At 61.7% G+C, this 21,262-nt stretch carries 18 protein-coding genes; 14 read left to right on the top strand and 4 right to left on the bottom strand.

Translation table 11 applies throughout. The features are described from left to right. The first annotated feature begins 30 nt into the window (after nt 1-30). The 5 genes from nusG (at nt 31) to CLV85_RS09935 (ending at nt 3,635) form a co-directional block, all read left to right on the top strand. On the top strand, nt 31-1,011 hold the full coding sequence (gene nusG, locus CLV85_RS09915) for a transcription termination/antitermination protein NusG (protein ID WP_100389472.1): 981 nt from the start codon (nt 31-33) through the stop codon (nt 1,009-1,011). A gap of 88 nt (nt 1,012-1,099) precedes the next feature. Then, nucleotides 1,100-1,531 (top strand): 50S ribosomal protein L11, encoded by a 432-nt coding sequence (rplK, locus tag CLV85_RS09920; protein ID WP_100389473.1) that lies wholly within the window; start codon nt 1,100-1,102, stop codon nt 1,529-1,531. Then, on the top strand, nt 1,531-2,220 hold the full coding sequence (rplA, locus tag CLV85_RS09925; RefSeq protein ID WP_100389474.1) for a 50S ribosomal protein L1: 690 nt from the start codon (nt 1,531-1,533) through the stop codon (nt 2,218-2,220). Before rplK ends, rplA begins: the two co-directional genes overlap by 1 nt. Before the next feature lie 119 nt (nt 2,221-2,339). Beyond that, entirely contained in the window at nt 2,340-2,891 is a 552-nt protein-coding gene (locus CLV85_RS09930) for a GNAT family N-acetyltransferase (protein WP_100389475.1), read from the top strand. A 75-nt stretch (nt 2,892-2,966) separates the two neighbouring features. Continuing rightward, nucleotides 2,967-3,635 carry a DUF998 domain-containing protein gene (locus CLV85_RS09935; RefSeq protein ID WP_100389476.1) on the top strand — a complete coding sequence of 223 codons (669 nt, stop codon included), beginning with the start codon at nt 2,967-2,969 and terminating at the stop codon, nt 3,633-3,635. Nucleotides 3,636-3,667: 32 nt separating this feature from the next. On the opposite strand, the gene CLV85_RS09940 is transcribed toward CLV85_RS09935, so the two are convergent. Next, on the bottom strand, nt 3,668-4,288 hold the full coding sequence (locus CLV85_RS09940; RefSeq protein ID WP_100389477.1) for a YqaJ viral recombinase family protein: 621 nt from the start codon (nt 4,286-4,288) through the stop codon (nt 3,668-3,670). A 223-nt stretch (nt 4,289-4,511) separates the two neighbouring features. Between CLV85_RS09940 and CLV85_RS13370 the strand changes: the two genes are divergently transcribed. Beyond that, on the top strand, nt 4,512-6,107 hold the full coding sequence (locus CLV85_RS13370; RefSeq protein WP_121626139.1) for a hypothetical protein: 1,596 nt from the start codon (nt 4,512-4,514) through the stop codon (nt 6,105-6,107). A gap of 3 nt (nt 6,108-6,110) precedes the next feature. Next, complete coding sequence (locus CLV85_RS09955; protein WP_100389480.1) at nt 6,111-7,442, top strand: MATE family efflux transporter; 1,332 nt, start codon at nt 6,111-6,113, stop codon at nt 7,440-7,442. Between the two features lie 35 nt (nt 7,443-7,477). Here the strand turns inward: CLV85_RS09955 and CLV85_RS09960 are convergent, their stop codons facing one another. After that, nucleotides 7,478-8,149: an ABC transporter ATP-binding protein gene (locus CLV85_RS09960; protein WP_100389481.1), complete on the bottom strand. Its 672-nt coding sequence runs from the start codon at nt 8,147-8,149 to the stop codon at nt 7,478-7,480. A gap of 34 nt (nt 8,150-8,183) precedes the next feature. Beyond that, nucleotides 8,184-9,665, bottom strand: coding sequence for an ABC transporter permease (locus CLV85_RS09965; protein WP_100389482.1), 1,482 nt, complete (start codon nt 9,663-9,665; stop codon nt 8,184-8,186). Between the two features lie 177 nt (nt 9,666-9,842). Here CLV85_RS09965 and CLV85_RS09970 point away from each other — a divergent pair, with 177 nt between their 5' ends. The 4 genes from CLV85_RS09970 to rplL all read left to right on the top strand — a co-directional run bounded on the left by CLV85_RS09970 (nt 9,843) and on the right by rplL (nt 13,334). Then, nucleotides 9,843-10,595: a response regulator transcription factor gene (locus CLV85_RS09970; RefSeq protein ID WP_100389483.1), complete on the top strand. Its 753-nt coding sequence runs from the start codon at nt 9,843-9,845 to the stop codon at nt 10,593-10,595. Beyond that, complete coding sequence (locus CLV85_RS09975) at nt 10,592-12,082, top strand: sensor histidine kinase (protein WP_100389484.1); 1,491 nt, start codon at nt 10,592-10,594, stop codon at nt 12,080-12,082. Before CLV85_RS09970 ends, CLV85_RS09975 begins: the two co-directional genes overlap by 4 nt. Before the next feature lie 312 nt (nt 12,083-12,394). Then, the gene (gene rplJ, locus CLV85_RS09980) at nt 12,395-12,910 is read left to right on the top strand and encodes a 50S ribosomal protein L10 (protein WP_100389485.1); all 516 of its coding nucleotides are present in this window, start codon (nt 12,395-12,397) and stop codon (nt 12,908-12,910) included. A 40-nt stretch (nt 12,911-12,950) separates the two neighbouring features. Next, nucleotides 12,951-13,334 carry a 50S ribosomal protein L7/L12 gene (rplL, locus tag CLV85_RS09985; RefSeq protein ID WP_100389486.1) on the top strand — a complete coding sequence of 128 codons (384 nt, stop codon included), beginning with the start codon at nt 12,951-12,953 and terminating at the stop codon, nt 13,332-13,334. 504 nt (nt 13,335-13,838) lie between these two features. Here the strand turns inward: rplL and CLV85_RS09990 are convergent. Beyond that, nucleotides 13,839-15,437, bottom strand: a complete 1,599-nt coding sequence (locus tag CLV85_RS09990; RefSeq protein ID WP_100389487.1) for a LuxR C-terminal-related transcriptional regulator — start codon at nt 15,435-15,437, stop codon at nt 13,839-13,841. A gap of 274 nt (nt 15,438-15,711) precedes the next feature. Here CLV85_RS09990 and CLV85_RS09995 point away from each other — a divergent pair, with 274 nt between their 5' ends. The 3 genes from CLV85_RS09995 (at nt 15,712) to CLV85_RS10005 (ending at nt 21,246) form a co-directional block, all read left to right on the top strand. After that, nucleotides 15,712-17,859: an RTX toxin gene (locus tag CLV85_RS09995; protein ID WP_100389488.1), complete on the top strand. Its 2,148-nt coding sequence runs from the start codon at nt 15,712-15,714 to the stop codon at nt 17,857-17,859. 123 nt (nt 17,860-17,982) lie between these two features. Beyond that, nucleotides 17,983-19,839, top strand: a complete 1,857-nt coding sequence (locus tag CLV85_RS10000; protein WP_100389489.1) for an ABC transporter ATP-binding protein — start codon at nt 17,983-17,985, stop codon at nt 19,837-19,839. A 177-nt stretch (nt 19,840-20,016) separates the two neighbouring features. Next, on the top strand, nt 20,017-21,246 hold the full coding sequence (locus tag CLV85_RS10005) for a multidrug effflux MFS transporter (RefSeq protein WP_100389490.1): 1,230 nt from the start codon (nt 20,017-20,019) through the stop codon (nt 21,244-21,246). Nucleotides 21,247-21,262: the final 16 nt, after the last annotated feature.

Genomic DNA, 21,262 nt, shown 5'->3' on the forward strand with positions numbered 1-21,262 from the left:
CCGCATTGCAGAGTAACGAAAAGAGATTTAGTGTCCGAGAACCACCGCGAAGACTCCGAGCTCGCTACGGCAGCAGAGCAGTCCTCCGAGGAGGATGAGGCGCAGACGGGTAACACCCTGGCTGAGGCAGAGCGTTCAGAAGACTCCGCCGAGCACCAGGCAATGCACGTCGAAGATGGTTCGACTGATGTTGACGCCGATCTTGCTGGGCTTCTTGAAGCTCTGGATGCTGCTGTCGACCCCGAAGCTGATGCTGAAGTGAACGACGCACTCGACATCGATAACGCTGCGGAGGCTGACGCTTCTGTAGCTGCGACAGATGACGAAGCTGCCGACAAGGCTGAAAGCGCCGAAGCAACCGACGCTGCTGCTGCATCCGAAGATGAGGCAGAGGTCGACCCCTACGCCGAGTTCCGCATGGACCTGCGTCTTCAGCCTGGCAAGTGGTACGTCATCCACTCCTACGCCGGCTTCGAAAAGCGCGTCAAGCAAAACATCGAAAACCGCAAGGTTTCCATGGCGATGGAAGATTACGTCTTCCAGGTCGAGGTTCCGATGGAAGATGTTGTCGAGATCAAGAACGGCCAGCGCAAGCTCGTCAACCGTGTTCGTATCCCTGGTTACGTGTTGGTTCGCATGGACCTCAACGAAGACAGCTGGTCGGTCGTTCGTCACACTCCCGGTGTTACTGGCTTCGTGGGCAACGCCCACAACCCGGTACCCCTGCGGTTCGAAGAAGCATTCAACATGCTCAAGAGCCTCGTAGAAATCGTTGAAGCTCCTGTTGCTAAGGGTGCATCGCAGAAGAGCAAGACCGCTGCACGCGCCATTCCCGCAGAGATCGACTTCGAAATCGGCGAGACGATCACCATCAAGGAAGGCTCGTTCGCGGGTCTGCCCGGTTCGATCAGCGAGATCAAGCCCGAGAGCGGCAAGCTCATCGTTCTGGTTTCGCTCTTCGAGCGCGAGACCCCGGTCGAGCTCAGCTTCGATCAGGTCACCAAGCTTTAAGGGCTCACGCCCCTAAAAAACCACCGCGCCCCGTTGGGGTGCGGGAGAGCTGGCCACACGGGTCAGTTCGTACCGAAAAGGAAACACAATGGCACCGAAAAAGAAGGTTACAGGTCTGATCAAGCTTCAGATCCAAGCCGGCGCCGCTAACCCCGCACCGCCCATCGGGCCTGCGCTGGGACAGCACGGCGTTAACATCATGGAGTTCTGCAAGGCGTACAACGCCGCAACCGAGGCACAGCGTGGAAACGTTATCCCGGTTGAGATCACCGTGTACGAGGACCGTTCGTTCACGTTCATCCTCAAGACCCCGCCTGCAGCAGAGCTCATCAAGAAGGCTGCTGGAGTTGCAAAGGGTTCGGGCACGCCGCACACCGTCAAGGTTGCGCAGCTCACTAAAGACCAGGTTCGTACGATCGCCGAGCAGAAGATGGCTGACCTCAACGCCAACGACATCGACGGCGCAATGAAGATCATCGCGGGCACTGCTCGCTCGATGGGAATCACGGTGGAGGCATAATGTCCAAGAATTCCAAGGCATACAAGGCCGCCGCTGAAAAGATCGAAGAGGGCAAGTTCTACACGCCCACCGAGGCTGTATCAGTTGCTCGCGAGACGGCTTCGAAGAAGTTCGACTCCACCGTTGAGGTTGCTCTTCGCTTGGGTGTAGACCCTCGCAAGGCCGACCAGATGGTTCGTGGCACCGTTATCCTGCCTCACGGTACGGGTAAGACTGCTCGCGTTATCGTTTTCGCAACCGGTCCCGCAGCAGATGCAGCTATCGCTGCTGGCGCTGACGAGGTCGGTGGCTCGGAGCTCATCGAGAAGGTAGCCGCTGGTTACACCAACTTCGACGCTGCAGTTTCGACCCCGGAGCTCATGGGCCAGGTTGGTCGTTTGGGTAAGGTTCTTGGTCCCCGTGGCCTCATGCCTAACCCGAAGACCGGAACGGTGACTCCTGACACCGCTAAGGCTGTTTCGGAGATCAAGGGCGGAAAGATTGAATTCCGCGTTGACAAGCACTCCAACGTTCACTTCATTGTGGGCAAGGCTGGCTTCACCGCTGAGCAGCTCGACGAGAACATCAAGGCAGCGCTCGAAGAGGTTCTTCGCGCCAAGCCCAGTTCCTCGAAGGGTCGCTACATCACGAAGGCTACGGTTTCGACCACCTTCGGTCCCGGCATTCCGGTCGACGTAAACTCGATCTAATACTGCTTCTCTCAACGGGGGTCGGCTTATGCCGGCCCCCGTTTTGCATTCCCCGGCGGTTAAATAGTCGGGGTAGCGTGAGAGTTCCACCGCTGTTGCATTCCGCTGAAGGAGATTCCGTGTCCACCACAGTTCGCCGCGCTGGTGAGTCGGATGCCGCGCTTCTTCACGATCTCGCTCGTCAGACTTTTCCGCTCGCGTGTCCGCCAGCGACAACTCAGGAGGCAATCGCCGCCTTCATCGGGGAGCACCTGTCGGTCGAATCCTTCGAGCGATACCTTGCCGATTCGACTCGCGAGATCCTCATTGCCGAAATCGAGGACGAGGCGGCTGGCTACGTGATGTTCTGCGCAGAAGACCCCGCCGATCCGGATGTCGCTGCGGCGGTAATCGAGCGCCCTACGGTCGAACTCAGCAAGTGTTACGTTCTCGGCAGATTCCACGGAGCCGGCGTTGCGTCCACGCTTGTGAGCACGGGCATCCATTGGGCTCGCACTCAGAATTTTGCCTCTGTGTGGCTCGGCGTGAACGAAGAAAACGCGCGCGCCAATCGCTTCTACGAGAAGATGGGTTTCGAGTTTCGGGGGACTAAGAAGTTCCTGGTTGGGCAGAAGTGGGAAGACGACTTCGTCCGCGAACTTTCGCTCAGCCGAGAGGCCGCATCGGCCTAGCTTCGGAGCGAGACCGGTGCTCTAAACTGTGGGGATGCCCGCACCATTGCCCTCGCCTTTCCCGACGATCGCGTGATGACGGCTATTGCGCGGCCGCGCGTATCGACACGAGCTGCAGAAGGCGTCGCCGCAGTAGGTGGCAGTGTGGCGGTGGGGATCGCGCTGATCCTGATCTGGGGATCACGCTTGATGGTTCCGCGCGAGCTCTACGTGAGCGAGTTGGGCGCCGAGGGCGAACCGACGGCCGCGGCTTTCGAGATCTCTCTTCTGCTCATCGTTGCTGGTGGCTCAGCTGTCGCGTGGGCAGCCCGACGCGTGCGTGCTTGGCCTCGAGTGTTGTCGTGGGGATCGCCTTCAATTTCGCTCTGGGTGGGCTGCGGATTCTTTTTGATCGCGTCGCAAGTGACCTGCACCTCCGGATGCCCGTTGCCGTACGGCCCGAGCTTCACGTGGCAAGACTTCACGCACACGCTTGCGGCAGTGCTCGCGTTTGCCGCTGCGTGCTGGGCAATGATCCAGACCTCCTTCGCTCGAGAGCACCGCGTACTCGCGCGCATGTCGATCGTGACCGCCATCGCTGTGGCAGTGATTGCGGGAACGGGCGGGCTCTTCTCGCTCTTCCGTTTTCAGGTCGTGCTGGGAAGCCGGCTTGAATTCGTGGCGACGACGATCGCCATTGCGTGGCTCATGATGCTCGGCACCGTGATTGCCGTGCGCGCACTGAGGCGGCCGCTGCCCGCGTAGCCGAGAACGGACCGCGCTAATTCGAGTGCTCGTTAGTTGGAGTGCTGTGTGTGGGGCGCACGCATGAGGTCGAGTAGCCGATCCGCTAATCCCACCAGTGCATGGATCTGATCTTCGTCGCGCTCGACCCATTGGCACTTCGGTACCGAATGAGTGGGCACAAAATCGGTGTGCTGCTCCCAGACCACGAGGGTGCGGTCAGCACCCAATACGTACTGCTGCCACCAGACCTGACGTAAATAGGACCGCGGGATGCTCCGCCAGGCCTTCGCCGTGGTCTTGATCTCCGACAGCACGAGCGAGCCGTCGATCATCGATACCCCATCGGGCGTCGCCAAATGGAGTGGCTGGTCGTGCGCGTGATAGAGCGCCGAACTCGACTGGATGCCGTGCTCACCCAGTACCCAGCGTGCGATTTCCGGTTCCCGCGCGCGACCGTGGTCGGTGAACGCGTTACCCGAGAAGCCGGAGCCGAGAAGCTTGCTTTCCACGACGGCACGCAACGATTGCGCAGTGGCGAGTCGGGCGGCATCCGTAGCGGTGACTCCGCGGCTGCGGGCGCGCAACCAAGCGACGCGATCTTCGGAGTGGGCAACGATGCGGTCGCGATGATTGGGCGCGACCGGTTCCCAAAGATCGAGTTCGGGTTGCATGGTCACACCTCTATTCTCCCTCTTTACTCGGGAGGTGCGGGCGCCCTGTGCGCTGCGTCGGCTATTCGCTGCCGCTAAGTGACTGTGCATGACTCCGACGGCGGGAATTGCCGGTGCGAACTGGCAGACTAGGCTCATGCGAGCCCTGCCCTCTTCATCAGCGTCTTCTCTCCGTCTCCGTCGCCGAGCGGCCGGAGTAGCTGCCGCGACTATTGTGGCGTTGATGACGCTCGCACCTTCCGCGGCTGCGGTCGCGTCCACGGGCTCCGTCCCGCCCGACGTCAGCGCTTTTGCAGCGGACGATGACGGGCTGCTGTTGGAGCTTGAAGAATTCTTCGGTGTCGACCAGCGCGGCACCGGGCTCGACTTCAGGGACGGCATTGAACTCGGTGAAATCGACCGCGTATTCCTCTGGTCGAACGACTTCCACTCCGGAGTTCCGACAGACACTCCTGTGCAGTACGTGAACCGGTGGAAAGTGCCTGTTCTCATCGGCGAAGAGCCCGTCGGCGTAGCGCTCATCGGGTTCGACCCCGCAACCGTTGAGCCTGAGATGATCGACTTTATCCGCAGCCCCGGCACGGCACTGGCGCTTGACGATGTCGACAACGACGCGACTCTGGTGCACGAGCCTGAGACGGGTGCGTGGTTCGCCCTGATTGACGATGAACTTACCCCACTCGTCCGCGGCTCGAGTGACGTCGCGGGGGACACCACGCTGGCGGCCTACCAGCCGATTGTGGCGACGCGATCGATTGAAGTCGTTGAAGAGACCCCGCAACCAGATCAGGGCTCGGTGCAGTCGGTCGTGCTGATCGTTGCGACGATCGGTGTCGTGTTGCTCGCACTGCTCATCCCCACAGTTCTGGGCAAGGTGCGCGAGCGTCGTGAACGTCGTGCAGGCGACGCGGTTGCTGCCGACAGTGATGTGGCCGACACGGACACTGACACCGATATCGAGCCGATCGATGGGGAGGCACACGCTGACGCTTCTCCTGATGCGTTGGCACCGTTGACTGCGGATGCCGGTGACCCAGTTTCGCCATCGAATGACACGAAGCTCGCCGATGCTGATACAGATACAGATGCCGATACAGATGCGGATGCCGGTGCGGACGCTGGTATCAATGCCGAGGAGTCGCCCGCGGCTGTGCCGCCCGTGCCGACCGCTGCCAAGCGCCCATCGCGCAGCAGCTCGTCTAGTGCGAAGACCTCGAAATCCGCGCCCGCGAAGACAGGCACTTCTCGCAAGGCTCCAGCGGCTAAGGCGCCCGCCTCGAAGACTGCACCCGCGAAAAAGTCAGCATCGAAGTCGACGGCGGCACAATCAACCGCCGCCAAGATTCCAGCACGCAAAGCTCCGGCTGGCACGGCAAACACGGCGGCAGCCAAGAAGTCGCCCGCAGTAGCGTCGGACTCTCAGTCGCGCGCGTCAACGTCGACCGCAGCCAAAAAACCAGCGGCCAAGAAGCCAGCGGCGAAGAAACCAGCCGCCAAGACAGCAGCGCCTAAAGCAACGACGGCAAAGAGTTCAGCCGCCGAGAAACCCGACGCCAAAACACCGGCGGCCAAGAAGCCAGCGCCTAAGACAGCAGCGCCTAAGACAGCAGCGCCTAAGACAACAGCGCCTAAAACAACAGCGCCTAAGACAACGGCGGCGAAGAGGCCCGCGACCGCGAAGTCTGCGACCGCGAAGCCCGCGGCCAAGGCACCTGCCGCCAAGAAGCCGGCAGCCAAGAAACCGGCCGCCAAGAAGCCCGCGACCAAGACGCCTTCATCGCCGGCAGCTGGCGCGACCGATGATTCGGCACCTCAGTAGGCCGTGGCACTCTTCCGTTCACCGCTCGATCGCGACATCCGCCGCCTCGCTGTTCCCGCACTCGGTGCGCTCGTCGCCGAGCCGATCTTTCTCCTCACCGACACCGCCCTCGTCGGGCACCTCGGTAGCGCACAACTGGGCGGGCTGAGCGTCGCGAGCGCCGTGCTGCAAACCGCAGTGGGGCTGCTCATCTTTTTGGCCTACTCCACCACACCTGCCGTAGCGCGCTGGTTGGGCGTGGGCAATCGCGCGCGTGCTGTCGCTGCCGGCGTCGACGGAGTCTGGCTCGCCGTGGCGCTCGGCATCATCCTTGTCGCCGTGGGGATTCCGGCCACGCCCTGGTTGGTCAGTCTGTTCAACCCCGACGCCAGCATTGTCGGTTACGCCACCGAGTACCTAGCGATTTCGATGCTGGGCTTGCCGGCGATGCTCATTACCTTCGCCGCCTCGGGCCTACTGCGCGGGCTGCAAGACACAAGAACTCCGCTGATCGTCGCGGTCGCTGGGTTCATCTCCAACGCTCTCCTCAACACCCTGTTCATCTACGGCTTCGGTTGGGGTGTCGCGGGTTCCGCCATCGGCACGGTCGTCGCGAGCTGGGGGATGGCCGCCGCCTACCTCGTGATGCTCGTTACCCTCGCGCGCCGTGAAGGTGCACGCTTACGACCACACGGCAGCGGGATGTTGCTAGCCGGACATGCCGGCGCGTGGCTGCTGCTGCGTACAGCTTCGTTGCGGGCGGCGATGCTCGCGACGATCGCGGTCGCCACCAGCATCGGTGTTCCCGAGCTCGCGACCGTGCAGGTCACCTTGACCATTTTTGCGACGCTCGCTTTTGTCTTGGATGCGTTGGCAATCGCCGGTCAGGCCATGATCGGTAAAGAGCTGGGCGCGAGCGACCTCGTCAAGGCCCGCGCGATCACTCGCCGACTTGTTGAACTCGGTATCGGCAGCGGTGTGGTGCTCGGCCTACTCATGCTCCTGGTGTCCCCGTGGGCCGGGATCGTGTTCAGCTCCGACCCTGTCGTTCGCAGCGGCTTGGCCGCACTGCTGCCGGTACTGGCGCTCGGCATCCCGATCGCAGGTTTCGTTTTCGTTCTTGACGGTGTGCTGATCGGCGCGGGGGACGCGCGCTACCTCGCTCTGACCGGGCTGATAAACCTTGCGGTGTATGCGCCGCTGCTGTGGTGGGTTTACTCCTCGAACCTCACCGGCACCGCCGCGATTGTTGCCCTCTGGTTCGCTTTCGGCCTCGGCTACATCGGGGCCCGTGCGGTCACTTTGGGCATTCGAGCCCGCGGTGACCAGTGGCTCATCCCGGGGGCGACGCGCTAAACCATACGCGCCGCCCGCAGCGGGATGCCGTCGCGCTACTTCTTTTCGGTGACGGAACCGTGCTTCAAGTGCAACCGTCGCTCGGCACGCTTCGCGACCGCGGAGTCGTGGGTCACGATGATGAGCGTCAGACCCTCATCCCGCCACAGCCCTTCGAGAAGCTCCATGATCTCGTCGCGAGTTTGCTCGTCAAGGTTTCCGGTCGGCTCGTCCGCCAACAGAACCTTGGGTTCCTTCACGAGTGCTCGCGCGATCGCGACACGCTGCTGTTGCCCGCCCGAAAGCTCGGCGGGGTGGTGAGTTAGCCGTTCACCCAATCCCACCTTTTCTAGAGCCGCGCGAGCACGAAGGCGACGGTCGGAATTCGACAGTCCGAGAGGCGCGAGCGCAGTCTCCACATTCTCCTGCGCCGTGAGCGTCGGGATGAGGTTGAAGCCTTGGAAGACAAACCCAATGGTGCGGGCGCGAATTTCTGCCAGTCGTGAGTCTGGCATTGCGGAGAGCTCTTCGCCGCCAAGGGTGACGGTGCCGCTCGTGGGGCGCTCGAGAGCTCCGAGCATTTGCAGCAGGGTCGACTTGCCGCCTCCGGTTGGACCCTGAATGGCGACCATTTGCCCGGTGGGGATGCTCAAGCTCACCTTGTTCAGGGCGCTAATCGGGCCGCGTTTTGTTTCGTATTTTTTGGTGAGTTCGCTGAGTTCATACATAGAAAATCTCCTTGAGGTCTACGGGGTTCAGGGGTTAGGCGACGCTGCGGAGAGCTTCAGCGGGGCGAAGTCGTGCTGCACGCCAGCCTCCGAACGCGCCGGCGATGAGTCCGCCGAGAATGGCGAGAGCGACGGCGATGCCGATGATGCTGAAAGTCACGGGAATCTGGAGCGCGATGTCGGTCGTCGCTGCAGCGGTAGTGGCAGCATCGCCAAAGCGGTTGCCTCCACCGCCTGCGCCCTGGCCAGCTACTGCAGTTGCGGCAGCGCTCGCGCTGAGCACGGGAGCTGCAATATTGATGGCGAGGATGCCGAGCAGTCCGATCGCGACACCGACCACACCGCCGATGGCGCCTTGCACGAGCGATTCTCCAGCGACCTGACGTACGACAGCGCCGTTACTCCAGCCGATGGCCTTCAGCGTTCCGAACTCGCGGGTGCGGCGGGCAACACCAGAGGTGGTGAGCAGTACCGAGATGAGGAAGGCGGCAGCCAACACGATGATCGAGAGCCACGTACCGAGCTTTCCGACGAGGTCAGACGCGGTAGAAAGCGAACCCGAGACGCTCGAGGCGAGATCTTCCTGGGTCTTCACCCAAGCATCCGGCAGTTCCGTTTGCAGCGCCGTTTGAACGGCGGCGATGTCAGTGGAGCTTGCCGCCTGCACGTACACGGTCGAAATCTGGTTCTCCAAGTCGGCAACGCGCTGGGCGGTGTCGAGCGGAATGTAGGTGTTGGATGCCGTAGTCGCGTCAGCGGAGGTCGAAGTGACGGTTCCGATTACTTCGAACTCTTCGCCACCGATCTCCAGGCTGTCGCCGACGGTGAGTGAGCTCGTGGTGGCGTAGCTCGTGTCGAGGATCACGACGTTGGTGTCGCTGTCGCTCGACTCGAAGGCGCGGCCGTCGACGAGCTCGACGGAGGTGAGTGGGCCGACGCTTTCGCCCGCTACGTCGATGCCGGTCACGGTGAAGGTGTCGACGTTGAAGGCGCTTCCGCCAGCTCCATCGGGACCGCCGCGGCCGCCCTGTTGGGCTCCTTCGCCGGGTGCGGTTTCGCCGGTGTCCGTTGTGGTGGGCGCAGCGACTTCACCACTGAAACTCACGTTGGTGAGCGCGAGGGTGGCGGTGGCTGCGGCAACGGAGTCGAGGCTGAGGGCAGTGGTGAGAGCATCCGCGTCGAAAGTGGTGCTGGCGATGCCGCTCGTGAGACGTGACTGGCTGAGTGCTGTCGTGCCATCGGTGGTTTCGCCGTCTTCGGCTCCGAACTCAAAGCGTGGACGTTCTTGCTGCGCACCCTCTTCGCCCTCGGCGGGCTGAACGGGTTCCTGCGAAATGGTGATGTCAGTGCCGACACCGTATACCGAAGCGAGCACGGTCGCTTGGGCGTCGCGCACTCCGGCGGCGACGCCGTTGACGATCATGACGAGCGCAATCGCCAACGCCATTCCAGCGGCGATGATTGCTGTTTGTTTGCGTCGATTGCTGAGCTCTCGATACAGATACGTTCCGAACATGGGTCTCCTCGGGTGATGCGCGGTGGTGCAGGTGGTCGAGGTAAAGATAGGAACGGTGCCTATCAGCGCACTATGGCGATCCTGTGAGTCCTCCTCGAGGCTCCAATATTTGTGAGGAGCAGCACTCCAAGCATCCGCATTCAGAAATTTCATAGGAAACTCCGAATAACTAGACCCATGACCCAGTCACACCACCTCCCCGCGGTTCAGGCGCAACCGCGACTTAGCCGCGCCGATGGAACCGCTATTCGTGCGGTCGTGGTCGACGATGAGGATTCGCTCACCGACCTTCTCTCCATGGCGTTGCGCTACGAGGGGTGGGATGTCCGGCTCGCCTCCGACGGCCCCTCCGCTCTCTCGACCATCCGCGAGTTCAAGCCAGACATCGTCGTGCTCGACATCATGTTGCCGGGGCTCGATGGGCTATCGGTGTTGTCGCGTTTGCGGGCAGACGGCATCCAAACCCCCATTCTTTTCTTGACCGCCAAAGACTCAGTAGACGACCGGATCGCGGGCCTCACCGTGGGCGGCGACGACTACGTCACGAAGCCTTTTAGTTTGGAAGAACTCGTGGCGCGACTGCGGGCGCTCTTGCGTCGCTCAGCGCTCACCATCGCGGGGGAGTCGAACCCGATCATCGAGGTCGGCGACCTCATGCTCGACGAGAGCACCTACGAAGTGAGCCGTGCCGGCACTCCGGTTGAGCTCACCGCCACCGAGTTCGAACTCTTGCGCTACCTCATGCGTAACCCGCGCCGCGTTCTCAGTCGCGCCCAAATTCTTGACCGCGTATGGAGCTACGACTTCGGCGGCAAGGCCAGTGTTGTAGAGATTTACATCTCCTACCTGCGCAAAAAGGTGGATGTTCTTGGCCCGCCCATGATCCAAACCGTGCGCGGTGTGGGTTACATGTTGCGAGCGCCCGAATGATTCGCCCGCGCGAAGTGAAGGCACCCGGCACCGGGCGGCCTCCCCTGAGCTTGCGCAAACGACTCGTTCTGGGCAGTGCTGCGCTCATTGCGCTTGCCGCAATTCTTATCGGTGTCGTGAGCGTGCTCTCGTTGCAGGGCTTTCTCGTTGGTCGTCTCGACAACCAGCTGTTGTCGGCATCGAGTCGTTCGCAAGGCGCCCTCGAAGGCCGCCAATTCGACAGTGGCCAGCGCCCGCCCGCCCGCGACTTCTTGGCACTTCCTGGCCAGAGTGCAGGAACTATTGCTGGGCTGGCGAGCAGTTCGGGGGAGATTGTCGCGGGAGTTCTGGGCGTCAAGGGTGGCGCATCGTCGCTCACCAGCGAACAGCTCGACACCCTTGCCGGCCTCGATCAGATCAACGAACCCATCACCGTCTCTCTAGGCGGTGACCTCGGCGACTATCGAATGATCGTGTCGAGCGATCCCGTGACGGGCGACTCTCTCATCGTGGGCCTCCCGCTCTCGGATGTTCAAGCGACTGTTCTCCAACTGACCATTCTCGTTGCGGGAATTGGTGTTCTCGCGATCGCTGTAGCGGCTATTGCCGGAGCGATCGCCGTCCGCTTCGCCCTGCGACCGCTTGAGCGCGTGGCGAGCACCGCAACACGGGTGTCTGAGCTCCAACTTGACCGGGGAGCCGTGGCGCTCGCTGAGCGAGTCTCGCTCGATGACGCCGACCCGCGCACGGAGGTCGGCCAGATGGGCTCGGCCCTCAACCGCTTGCTCGAGCACGTGGCATCCGCTCTCACCGCTCGTCAAGCAAGTGAAGACAAAGTGCGCTCCTTTGTTGCCGATGCCAGTCATGAACTTCGAACGCCCCTCGCCTCGATTCGTGGTTATGCCGAGCTGACAAGGCGCGGCGGGCATGAAATTCCTACCGACGTCGCGCACGCTATTGGGCGCATCGAGGCTGAATCCGTGCGGATGACGGGGTTGGTTGAGAGCCTTCTTCTTCTGGCGCGACTCGATGAGTCAGCTCCGTTCGAACACCGTGCCGTAGATGTCTCCCAGCTCCTCATTGAGGCAGTGGGGGATGCTGCCGTCGCCGGCCCCGACCATGAGTGGGAGTTACAGTTTCCGGATGACGCGGTCGTCGTCACTGGCGATAGCGCCCGGCTTCACCAAGTGGTTGCTAACCTGCTCGCCAATGCGCGCATCCACACTCCCGCGGGCACGAGTGTGACCGCGAGCCTCTCCACGGAGGGCAGCCGCGCCATTATCGAGGTGCGAGACACGGGCCCCGGTATTGCGGCTGAGTTGCAAGCGAAAGTCTTCGAGCGCTTCGTGCGGGGAGACAGTTCTCGCTCGCGCGCCGCCGGTAGTACCGGGCTGGGGCTAGCCATTGTCGCGGCGGTTGTCGAGTCGCTGGGGGGAACGAGTTCCGTCTCGAGCGAGCCGGGTAACACCGTGTTCCGCGTCGAGCTTCCGACAGCAGCAACAGCTTAAGCGGATGCAGCGGGGCGGTCGCAGGAGCGCCCCGGCAGCCGAGTTGCAGCCTGGCCTTCGATCACGTACTCTTACGGGAGCCAAAGACCGCAGGTCGTTTGCGTGCATGAAAGTGTGCGCGATCGAAGTTCGTGAAAACGAAGGCCAGCGCAGGTGTATGAAGTAGTTTTCCGATCAGCTCTGGTCGCAACTCAGCTCCGTGCCTCTGCGTTAGTGCAGAAGGGCCGGAGCTTTTTCGTTTAAGAGCCCCGCGCTCCTCCGATATCTTTACGCGGTTCTGAGGCAGACACACATCAATCATTAGGGAGCACCATGGCGAACAAGGAAGCATCGGTCGCCGAGCTTACGGATCTTTTCCGCAACTCGACCGCCGTTCTGCTAACCGAGTATCGCGGACTCACTGTTGCCCAGCTCAAGACGCTGCGCAAGTCAATCAGTGAGCACGCAACATACGCCGTGGTGAAGAACACGCTGACAAAGATTGCAGCTAACGCCGCTGGCATTTCGTCGTTCGACGAAGAGCTCGTTGGTCCGTCTGCAATCGCATTCGTACACGGAGACCCTGTCACCGTTGCGAAGGCTATGCGTGACTTTGCCAAGGCAAACCCTCTTCTCGTAGTGAAGGGCGGTTACTTCGACGGTAACGCGCTCACTGCAGACGAGGTCAAGAAGCTGGCCGATCTGGAAAGCCGGGAGGTGCTCCTTGCGAAGTTTGCAGGAGCAGCCAAGGCTTCACTGTTCGGCGCCGCGTATCTGTTCAACGCACCGCTCGCTCAGGCCGTTCGCACGGTCGACGCGCTGCGCGAGAAGCAGGATTCCGCGCAGTAACGCGCGGGCTAGCTAGTTCAAGAAATATTAGGAGAAAATCATGGCGAAAATGTCAAGCGACGACCTCATCGAGGCGTTCAAGGAACTGACCCTTATCGAGCTCAGCGACTTCGTTAAGAAGTTCGAAGAGGTCTTCGAAGTTACCGCTGCTGCCCCGGTTGCTGTTGCAGCTGCTGGCGCGCCTGCTGGTGCCGCTGAGGAAGTTGAAGAGAAGGACTCCTTCGACGTCATCCTCGAAGCTGCTGGCGACAAGAAGATCCAGGTCATCAAGGAGGTGCGCGCACTCACGAGCCTCGGTCTCGGAGAGGCGAAGGCAGTCGTTGACGGCGCTCCCAAGGCTGTGCTCGAGGGCGCAAACAAGGAGACCGCGGAGAAGGCAAAGGCTGCTCTCGAAGAAGCCGGCGCAACCGTAACCCTTAAGTAGTCGATTCCTCTCACGAGGATCACGCCTCTCCGGAGGCATGCTTAGCCAGAAAGGCGTCACCCTTCGGGGTGGCGCCTTTCTGCGTTAACTGCCGTACGCACTCGGCGGGCGGCAGCGCGTTGACTCTGTCCCACGCTAGCGCGCGGTGGTGTGGCCGTCGCGGGGAAAGTGCTCTGGGAGCGCTCACGGGCGGTCTGAGGCGCGAGAGAAACGACTGGCGCGTTGCGTAGCGGGGATGCTTAAAAGCCCGCGTACAGAGCCCGCTGTGCAAACCGGGGGAAGTGTCTCGGGGGAGAGCCGGTGAGAGAGGGGGTGGGGCGCTTGGTAACCAGCCGAGCGCCCCACCAGCGTGCCGAATCCGTTGACACCAGGGATCAGGTTCCGGAGGCGGATATTTCGGCACGAGACCGCTAGGCGCGCAAGAATGCGGGGCTAGCGGAAGTAGTCCCACTAATGTATCGAGGCGACACCGGCGCAGCAACAGCCTCGAGGGTGAATGGAGGGTTAGTCGTGGGTGATATCCACTTGGAGCCCTAACTCGCGGGATTTATGGATGGCTTCTACGCGGGAGGTCACCCCAAGTTTGCGATAAATGCTCTTGAGGTGAGACTTCACGGTGTTCACCGAAATGAACAATGTTTCCGCAATCTCGGCGGAATTACTTCCACGCACCAGTTCGCGAGCGATTGCACGCTCGCGATCACTGAGGGCTTGTGAGTCTCGCGTGGGAAGGAGAACGGTGAGGCCGTCGAGCCGTTTGATGAGCGCGCCGACTTCGAGCGGCTGGCTGCGACCCGATGCGCGCGTGAGCATGTCTTGAACGACCTCGCTGGGTACCAATCGGAACGGGCTGTGCATTCGATTGCGCGCGGCCAAGCGTAGTGCGCGGTCGAAAGCGACGTCGGATTGTTCTTCGCTGCCCAGCGAGAGGTGGGCTGCGCCCTTGATGAGGAAGATATCGGCCAGATTGCGGCTCGAGTGGGCGTCGCCCAATACTTCGCAGTCGCGGATGGCATCGAGGGCTCCGCGGGCGTCTCCCGTGACAAAACGCAGGTGGGCTACCAGTCGGCCGGGGCACACGGTGTGATGCTGCGTCGGTGTGAAGTCGGCGAGGATGTCCCAGGCAGCGCCGCTATCTCCCAGTTGAAGGAAAGCGGCGGCTCTCAAGCCGCGAATCTCGGCATCCACGAATCCGGCCGGCTGCCAGCCATCGAGGGCAAGCAGTGCGTGCCGCAAATGCTCGAGCCCCTCGTGAGGGCGGGCGTCGAAGAGTTCCACGAACGCGTGGGCGTAGAGGCCGAGGGGCTCCCAGTCGCTGTTCGCTGTCGCGTCGCGCATCCGGGTGGCCAAAGGCCCAAGCCCGTCACCGCCCCGCTGCATGATCGTGACGATGAGTTCGGTGATGAGCGCCGGGCTGTTGAATCGGCTGTTGCGCAGGGCGGGGCTCGCTCCGGTTGATTCCGCGCGCGCTACATAACTCAGTGCGTGCTCGAAGTCACCCATAAGCAATTGGATGAGCGCGAGACATCCGAAGACCTCAAGCTGATTGGCAACGCTGAGGTTCGTTTCGGCCAGGGAGCCGGCAAGGCGGAAGTCAGCCTTGGCTCGATCGAAGTCTCCGCCGTGAAGTGCAATGGCGCCGCGGTGAAGCGCGATTTCTGCAGTGAGCGGGATGCGGCGCGCGAGCGGGATAACGTCGTGACTGTCGGCGATGGAACTCGCCACCGAAATGGCGGCGAGAGCATCGTTCAGTCGACCCAGTGAACGCAGTGCCGCGGCATATCGAACGTGGAGAGTGGCGCGCACGAAAGCGGGCGTTTCTGGCGTGATGAGCGCGAGAGCTGCCTCGAAGTAGGGGAGGGAGGCGGTGCGGCTATCAGTATCCGCCGAGCGAAAACTTGAGGCGTAACACGTGATCAACCACGGGTCGTTGTGCCAGAGCTCAGCGGGGGTGGAATCGAGCATCGTGCGAAGAGACGCGCCGAAAGCACTGACGAGAAGGGGCCACCCTTCGCGAAGTTCGTCGACGGCGAGAGTGAAGTCTCCGGATGAGCGGGCAGCGTCGAAGGCGCGTTGCAGCGTACTCACGTCGGCTATCGCCATTGTTGGATTCCCCCCTTCGAAACGAATGTTTCGATGAGTTCGAAGTTCTCGCCTAGTCGGGTGGGTGACGCGAGAGTCATAGACTACTCCCTCCGCGCGTCGGGCTTGCGTTCATTTGCCGAGACCCCCCATAATAGGCACGTCGCATTCTTGACCCCCGAACGTGTGACAAAACCCGATAGAGCTACCCGGAATCCCCCGCCGGGCTAACGCGCCCCCAGCGTTTTAGTTCGTACTGTTCTAGGTTGCTCGTTACCCGAGAGCGAAACCCGAAGTGAATAACTTTTTGGTGCGTTGGCGCGCCGCAAATCGAAGCCCCCGATTCGATAACTCCACTGGCCAGCAGAACAAGCGTTGGTCGCTAAAGAACCTGCGCGGCGTTTCCGCCCTGGTCGCACTCGCGCTGGTCGTCGGCTCCGGACTTGCCGTTGTTTCGGTGTCCTCCGCAGCTGAGGCACACACGCCGAGCATCGAAGTCTCGTGCGAAGGCGTTACGGTCACCGGCCGCTACTACGAGGCGAGTGGTTCGGGTGAAGGTCAGCAGAACCTCATCAAGTTCCAGCTTGAAGGCGGCGAAGAGCAGGTAATCCCGTTCAGCAAGAACGGTTCGCACTACTTCGCGTTCCCCAACTCCACCGAGGCTCACACGTTCACTGCGTCGGTAACTGCGTGGAACAACCCCACGCACTCAAGTTGGAACCGCACGTGGACGAAGACCTCGACCCCGTGTGCCACTCCCGTCATCACCGATGTCACTGCGACGAGTTGCGAAGTGCCTGGCGGATCGACAGATGTATCCGCGACTTTCAAGGGCCTTGTTGCGGACCGAAAGTACGAGTTGACACTCGAGGGTGGCGGAATGGCTCCTCAGACCGTGATCTACACCCCCAAGCAGAGCACGGGAAGCTACACGTGGAGCGACCTCGCTGCTGGTTCGACCTACAAAGTGACAATTACCGACACGACGAATCGTGATCTGAGCGCGTGCAAAAGCGTCATCACGATTGCGTGCCCCGATGTCGTAGGAATTGCAATTCTTGCGAACGAGTGCACCGTTCCTGGCGAAGGCGCTTCGATCAAAGTGAAGGTGAGTGACCTCGCCGTAGGTCGCACTTACCGCATCGACATCGTCAACGCGAGCTCGAACGCAGTAGTCGATAGCCACACGTTCACGGCCAACTCGGCGACTGGCACGTACAACTCCCCGGCGACGCCGTCCGCTACCTACTACGCGACCGTCGTAGACACGAGCCAACCCAGCATAGAACCGCTGAAGAGCAGCACCCACACCTTCCTCCCGTGCCCTGGCGTCATTCCGGAGCCCGTATTGATGGCAACGCAGTGTGACGCAGTTTCATCAGACGCTGAAGGTGAAATTACCGTAGCTATCGAGGGCTTGGTTCCGGGCCGTACCTACAACATTGTCGTCATCGGTGCAGACAAGAAGCCTGTTCTTTCGGAGAACAACTACCTCGCCACCGCTGATCGCTTCGATGCGAACCTGACAGGCATGGCGCCGGGTAAGTACACCGCGACGGTTGCCGACGCGTCTCAGCCGGAGTACGCGAACAGCACCTCCGTAGTGCTGATCCCGTGTGCCACGAGCGACACCACGGTGGAATTGACCGCTGAGCAGTGCACCGCTCCTGGCGAAGAGGGTTCGATCACTGCTGTGATCTCCAACTACGCTGTCGGTCGCGACTACAGCGTCGCTTTGATGCTCGACAACGTCGTTGTCGGTGAGGCTAAGAAGTTCAATTCGGCGCAGGGCGACGCTCAGAAGTTCACCTTCAAGGGCCTCGAGGTCGACAAGAACTACCGCGTAGTGGTTACCGATACCAAGTCCACGCCAACGGTGACAGCGGCGGCCGACATCTACCTCGCGCCGTGCCCTGAGCAGCCAATCTTGATGATCGCCCAAGCCGAGTGCAACGTGCTGGGAGCATCCGAAGTCGCTGTATCGGCTAAGGAACTCGCCGTAGGCCAGACCTACACGGTGAGCATCGTTGACAAGGCAACAGGTGCATCGCTCGACGCTGTTGCGCCGATCAGCTTCGAAGCTGAGCTGCCGACTCATGCTCTGACCTTCACTGAGGTGCCCAACGGGTCTACCTACACGGTTTCCATCGTGAACGCCGCGAAGACGCTGAGCGCGGAAGGAGATGTCACGCTCGAAGAGTGCGACCTCCCGACCTTCCCGCTTCCTCCCGAGGAGCCCCCCACAGAGGTTCCCCCGGTGACTACTCCTCCCACAGTTGACCTGCCGACCCTCGGCTTGCCAACTCCTGAGCTGCCTACGTTGGCATACACAGGCTCGAGCACAATCGCTCCGACACTCGCTGGACTCGGGTTCCTGCAGCTCGGATTGGTGCTCGTAGGGTTCAGCGTTGCGCGACGACGTTCGGTAGTTCGCGGCAGCTGATCCTGACTGTTCGGTGGGTAACCCTAGTTGCCCACCGAACTCCCTTCTAAGGTTTCTCGCACAGCGCACTCGGGCGCTGTGCGATTGGCCGTTAAGGGCAGTTCGGCAAACTAGTCTCGAAGAATGAGCACAGCAGGTGGCGGCCCCCGACGCGGTGGCCGAGTGAGTGGCGGAGACTACTCCGCACAGAAGGCGGAGAACGCAGCCGCTCCCAAGATCCCCAACCTCCTTCGACGCATCGCGACTCTCTTCGAACCGCATCGAGCGACGCTAACTCTCACCATCACGCTCGTACTTATCGGTGCCGCAATCAGCGTTCTACCGCCCCTGCTGACTAAGCAAGCGTTCGACGAAGGTCTGTTCCCCGCATCCGGAACCCCCAATATCCCGGTGCTCACCCAACTCGTGCTCATCATGGTGGGCCTCTGGGTCGCCTCGGCGGCTCTCGGCGTCTGGCAGACCTACCTCACAGCGACGGTCGGCAATAAGGTCATGGGCGCGCTGCGCGTTCGACTCTTTGACCAACTGCAGCGCATGGAACTTGCCTTCTTCACGCGAACTAAAACGGGCGTCATCCAATCCCGCTTGCAGAACGACGTCGGTGGCGTAGCCGGCGTTCTCAATAACACGGTGTCGAGCGTCATCGGCAATACAGTGACCGTTATCGCCGCCTTCATCAGCATGCTCGTGTTGAGCTGGCAACTCACGATCGTGGCGATCATCGTGCTGCCGGGCATCGTGATCGCTCAGCGTCGCGTAGGCCAGATCCGCGCTCGCATTGCGACGAAGACGCAAGAGTCGCTGAGCAACATGACCGCGATCACCCAAGAATCACTGAGTGTGTCTGGCATCCTGCTGTCGAAGAGCTTCAACCAGCAAGAGGTCGAGACTCAGCGATACTCCGACGAGAACGAACAGCAGATCGATCTGCAGGTTCGCCAGCAGATGAGTGGCCAGTGGTTCTTCGCCACCGTCAACATCTTCCTTTCGGTCATCCCCGCGATCGTGTACATGGTCGCTGCGTACCTTATTACTGGGGGCGTCGATGTGACCGCCGGAACGATCGTGGCATTCACCACAGTTCAAGCGCGGCTGATGTTCCCGCTGCTCGGCCTGATGCGCGTGGCACTCGATCTTCAAACTTCATCGGCGCTCTTCGCGCGCATCTTCGAGTACCTCGACCTCACACCTGCGATCACCGATAAGCCCGACGCGCACACGGTACGGGAGGATGCGCTGGGGGCGGTCGAGTTCGACAACGTCACCTTCCGCTATCCGGATGCTGATGCATCCACCAAGGCGACGTTGGACTCCGTGAGCTTCAGCATCGAGCCAGGGCAGTACGCCGCGTTCGTGGGGCCGTCGGGAGCCGGCAAGACTACGGTCTCCTACCTGATCCCGAGGTTGCACGAGGCGAGCGGCGGCCGTGTGCTCTTCGCTGGCGACGACGTGCGGGATCTCACGCAGGACTCGCTGATTCGCAACATCGGCATCGTGAGTCAAGAGACCTACCTCTTTCACGCCACCATCGCCGAGAACCTGTCGTATGCGCGACCGGATGCCACGACAGAGCAAGTGGAAGCCGCGGCCCGTGCCGCCAACATCCACGACACCATCATGTCGTTCCCCGCGGGCTACGACACCGTCGTGGGGGAGCGCGGTTACCGGCTCTCGGGCGGCGAAAAGCAGCGCATCGCGATCGCGCGCGTGCTGCTCAAAGACCCCAGCGTTCTGATCCTTGACGAGGCGACGAGCGCGTTGGATTCCATTTCGGAACGCACCGTTCAAGGAGCGCTCGACACGGCATCCCGCGGCCGGACGACGATCGCGGTCGCGCACCGCTTGTCGACCGTGCGTTCGGCCGACGTGATTTTCGTGGTGGAGGGCGGCTCCATCGTGGAGCGGGGATCCCACAGCGAGCTCATTGCGAGCGGCGGCGTGTATTCGCGGCTGTATGCGGAGCAAAACCGCACCGACTAGCGCAGTGTCGGCGAGCGTTCGGCGGTCTCGTCGGCGCCCCGTCAGCGCGTCGAGACCACTCGCCGCCCGCGACACAGCGCAGGCCATGCAGGGGCTTAGGCTGGGGGAGTCCTCGGCGTTGCGGGCACTCTCTCTTTACCGCGCCCGCACAGGGCCTCTCTTATAGCTAGGAATCGCTTGACTACCGTTGTTCATCCGGGTGACTCTCTTTCTGCGCGCCAGCGTCTCGTCTACGTTCTGGTGCTCGGAGCGCTGACCGCGCTCGGGCCGTTCACCGTTGACCTCTATCTGCCGGCGTTCCCGCTGATCGAAGCTGATCTCGATACGACGGCGGCGATTGTTCAGCTCACGCTCACCGCGACCACACTGGGCTTCGCGCTCGGCCAGCTCATCGTCGGCCCGCTCAGCGACCGCCTCGGTCGTCGACTGCCGCTTATTGTCGCCACCTCGGTGCACCTCGTCGCAAGCCTCGGCGTAGCTGTCGCCGCCAACATCGAACTGCTCTTTGTCTTCCGCTTGATTCAGGGCATGGGCGCCGCGGCCGGTGCAGTCGTGGCGATGGCTGTCGTGCGCGACCTCTTTGGTGGTCTTCCTCTGGTGCGGATGCTCTCGAGGCTCGCCCTCGTGCAGGGGCTTGCCCCGATCCTCGCGCCGCTGATCGGTTCGCAGCTACTTCTTATAACGCCGTGGCGCGGAATGTTTGTCTTCCTCGCTATCTATGGCGGCCTTGTGCTGCTCGCCGCCTGGTTCTTCATCGTGGAGACGCTGCCGCCCGCTCGCCGTCGTGATCTTGGTCATGCCACCGCGGGGCAGCGCTACAAGGCGCTCTTCACCGACCGCGTCTTCGTGGGTACCGCGGTGATCGCCGGTATGACGTTCTCGGGCCTCTTCGCGTACCTCGCATCATCCCCGTTCCTGCTGCAGAACGTCTACGGGCTCGACCCGCAAGCCTTCGGGCTCGTTTTCGCGGTCAACTCAATCGGCGTTGTGATCGGCGTGCAAACGAGTGCGTTCCTCATGCGCTTTATCGGGCCGCAGTGGATCCTTGCTGGCTCCGGCGTCATGTTGCTGCTCTCGGCATCCACCATTGTTTTCTTGGACATCGTGAACGGCGATCTGATTACCGTGCTTATTCCGCTCTTCGTCTTCGTGATGTCGTGTGGTTTCTCATTCCCCTGCACGCAGGTGCTCGCGCTTGCTAACCACGGGGGAGAGGCTGCCACAGCTGCCTCTGTCTTGGGCGCCGTGAACTTTGGTCTTGCCGGCCTCACCTCGCCGATCGTCGGTGCGTTCGGAATCACTAACGCGATCCCCATGGGCATCGTGATGGGTTCGACGGCGATTGTCTCCATCATCGTCATGTGGACCGTGGTGCGTCCGCGCACCGTACCGGCGCTCTCACGCTAAACGTGGCGAGCGGGCG

Origin of the sequence: Salinibacterium amurskyense (assembly GCF_002797685.1) — a bacterium.
Classification (GTDB): Bacteria; Actinomycetota; Actinomycetes; order Actinomycetales; family Microbacteriaceae; genus Rhodoglobus; species Rhodoglobus amurskyensis.

Bases quoted from the DNA above. Each gene is read 5' to 3' on its own strand.
- CLV85_RS13370 (WP_121626139.1), top strand. From the start codon at position 4,512: ATGACGCTCGCACCTTCCGCGGCTGCGGTCGCGTCCACGGGCTCCGTC.
- CLV85_RS09975 (WP_100389484.1), top strand. From the start codon at position 10,592: ATGATTCGCCCGCGCGAAGTGAAGGCACCCGGCACCGGGCGGCCTCCC.
- CLV85_RS09960 (WP_100389481.1), bottom strand. From the start codon at position 8,149: ATGTATGAACTCAGCGAACTCACCAAAAAATACGAAACAAAACGCGGC.
- rplL (WP_100389486.1), top strand. From the start codon at position 12,951: ATGGCGAAAATGTCAAGCGACGACCTCATCGAGGCGTTCAAGGAACTG.
- CLV85_RS10000 (WP_100389489.1), top strand. From the start codon at position 17,983: ATGAGCACAGCAGGTGGCGGCCCCCGACGCGGTGGCCGAGTGAGTGGC.
- rplA (WP_100389474.1), top strand. From the start codon at position 1,531: ATGTCCAAGAATTCCAAGGCATACAAGGCCGCCGCTGAAAAGATCGAA.
- rplK (WP_100389473.1), top strand. From the start codon at position 1,100: ATGGCACCGAAAAAGAAGGTTACAGGTCTGATCAAGCTTCAGATCCAA.
- CLV85_RS09935 (WP_100389476.1), top strand. From the start codon at position 2,967: ATGACGGCTATTGCGCGGCCGCGCGTATCGACACGAGCTGCAGAAGGC.
- CLV85_RS09990 (WP_100389487.1), bottom strand. From the start codon at position 15,437: ATGGCGATAGCCGACGTGAGTACGCTGCAACGCGCCTTCGACGCTGCC.
- CLV85_RS09970 (WP_100389483.1), top strand. From the start codon at position 9,843: ATGACCCAGTCACACCACCTCCCCGCGGTTCAGGCGCAACCGCGACTT.
- CLV85_RS09965 (WP_100389482.1), bottom strand. From the start codon at position 9,665: ATGTTCGGAACGTATCTGTATCGAGAGCTCAGCAATCGACGCAAACAA.
- CLV85_RS09940 (WP_100389477.1), bottom strand. From the start codon at position 4,288: ATGCAACCCGAACTCGATCTTTGGGAACCGGTCGCGCCCAATCATCGC.
- rplJ (WP_100389485.1), top strand. From the start codon at position 12,395: ATGGCGAACAAGGAAGCATCGGTCGCCGAGCTTACGGATCTTTTCCGC.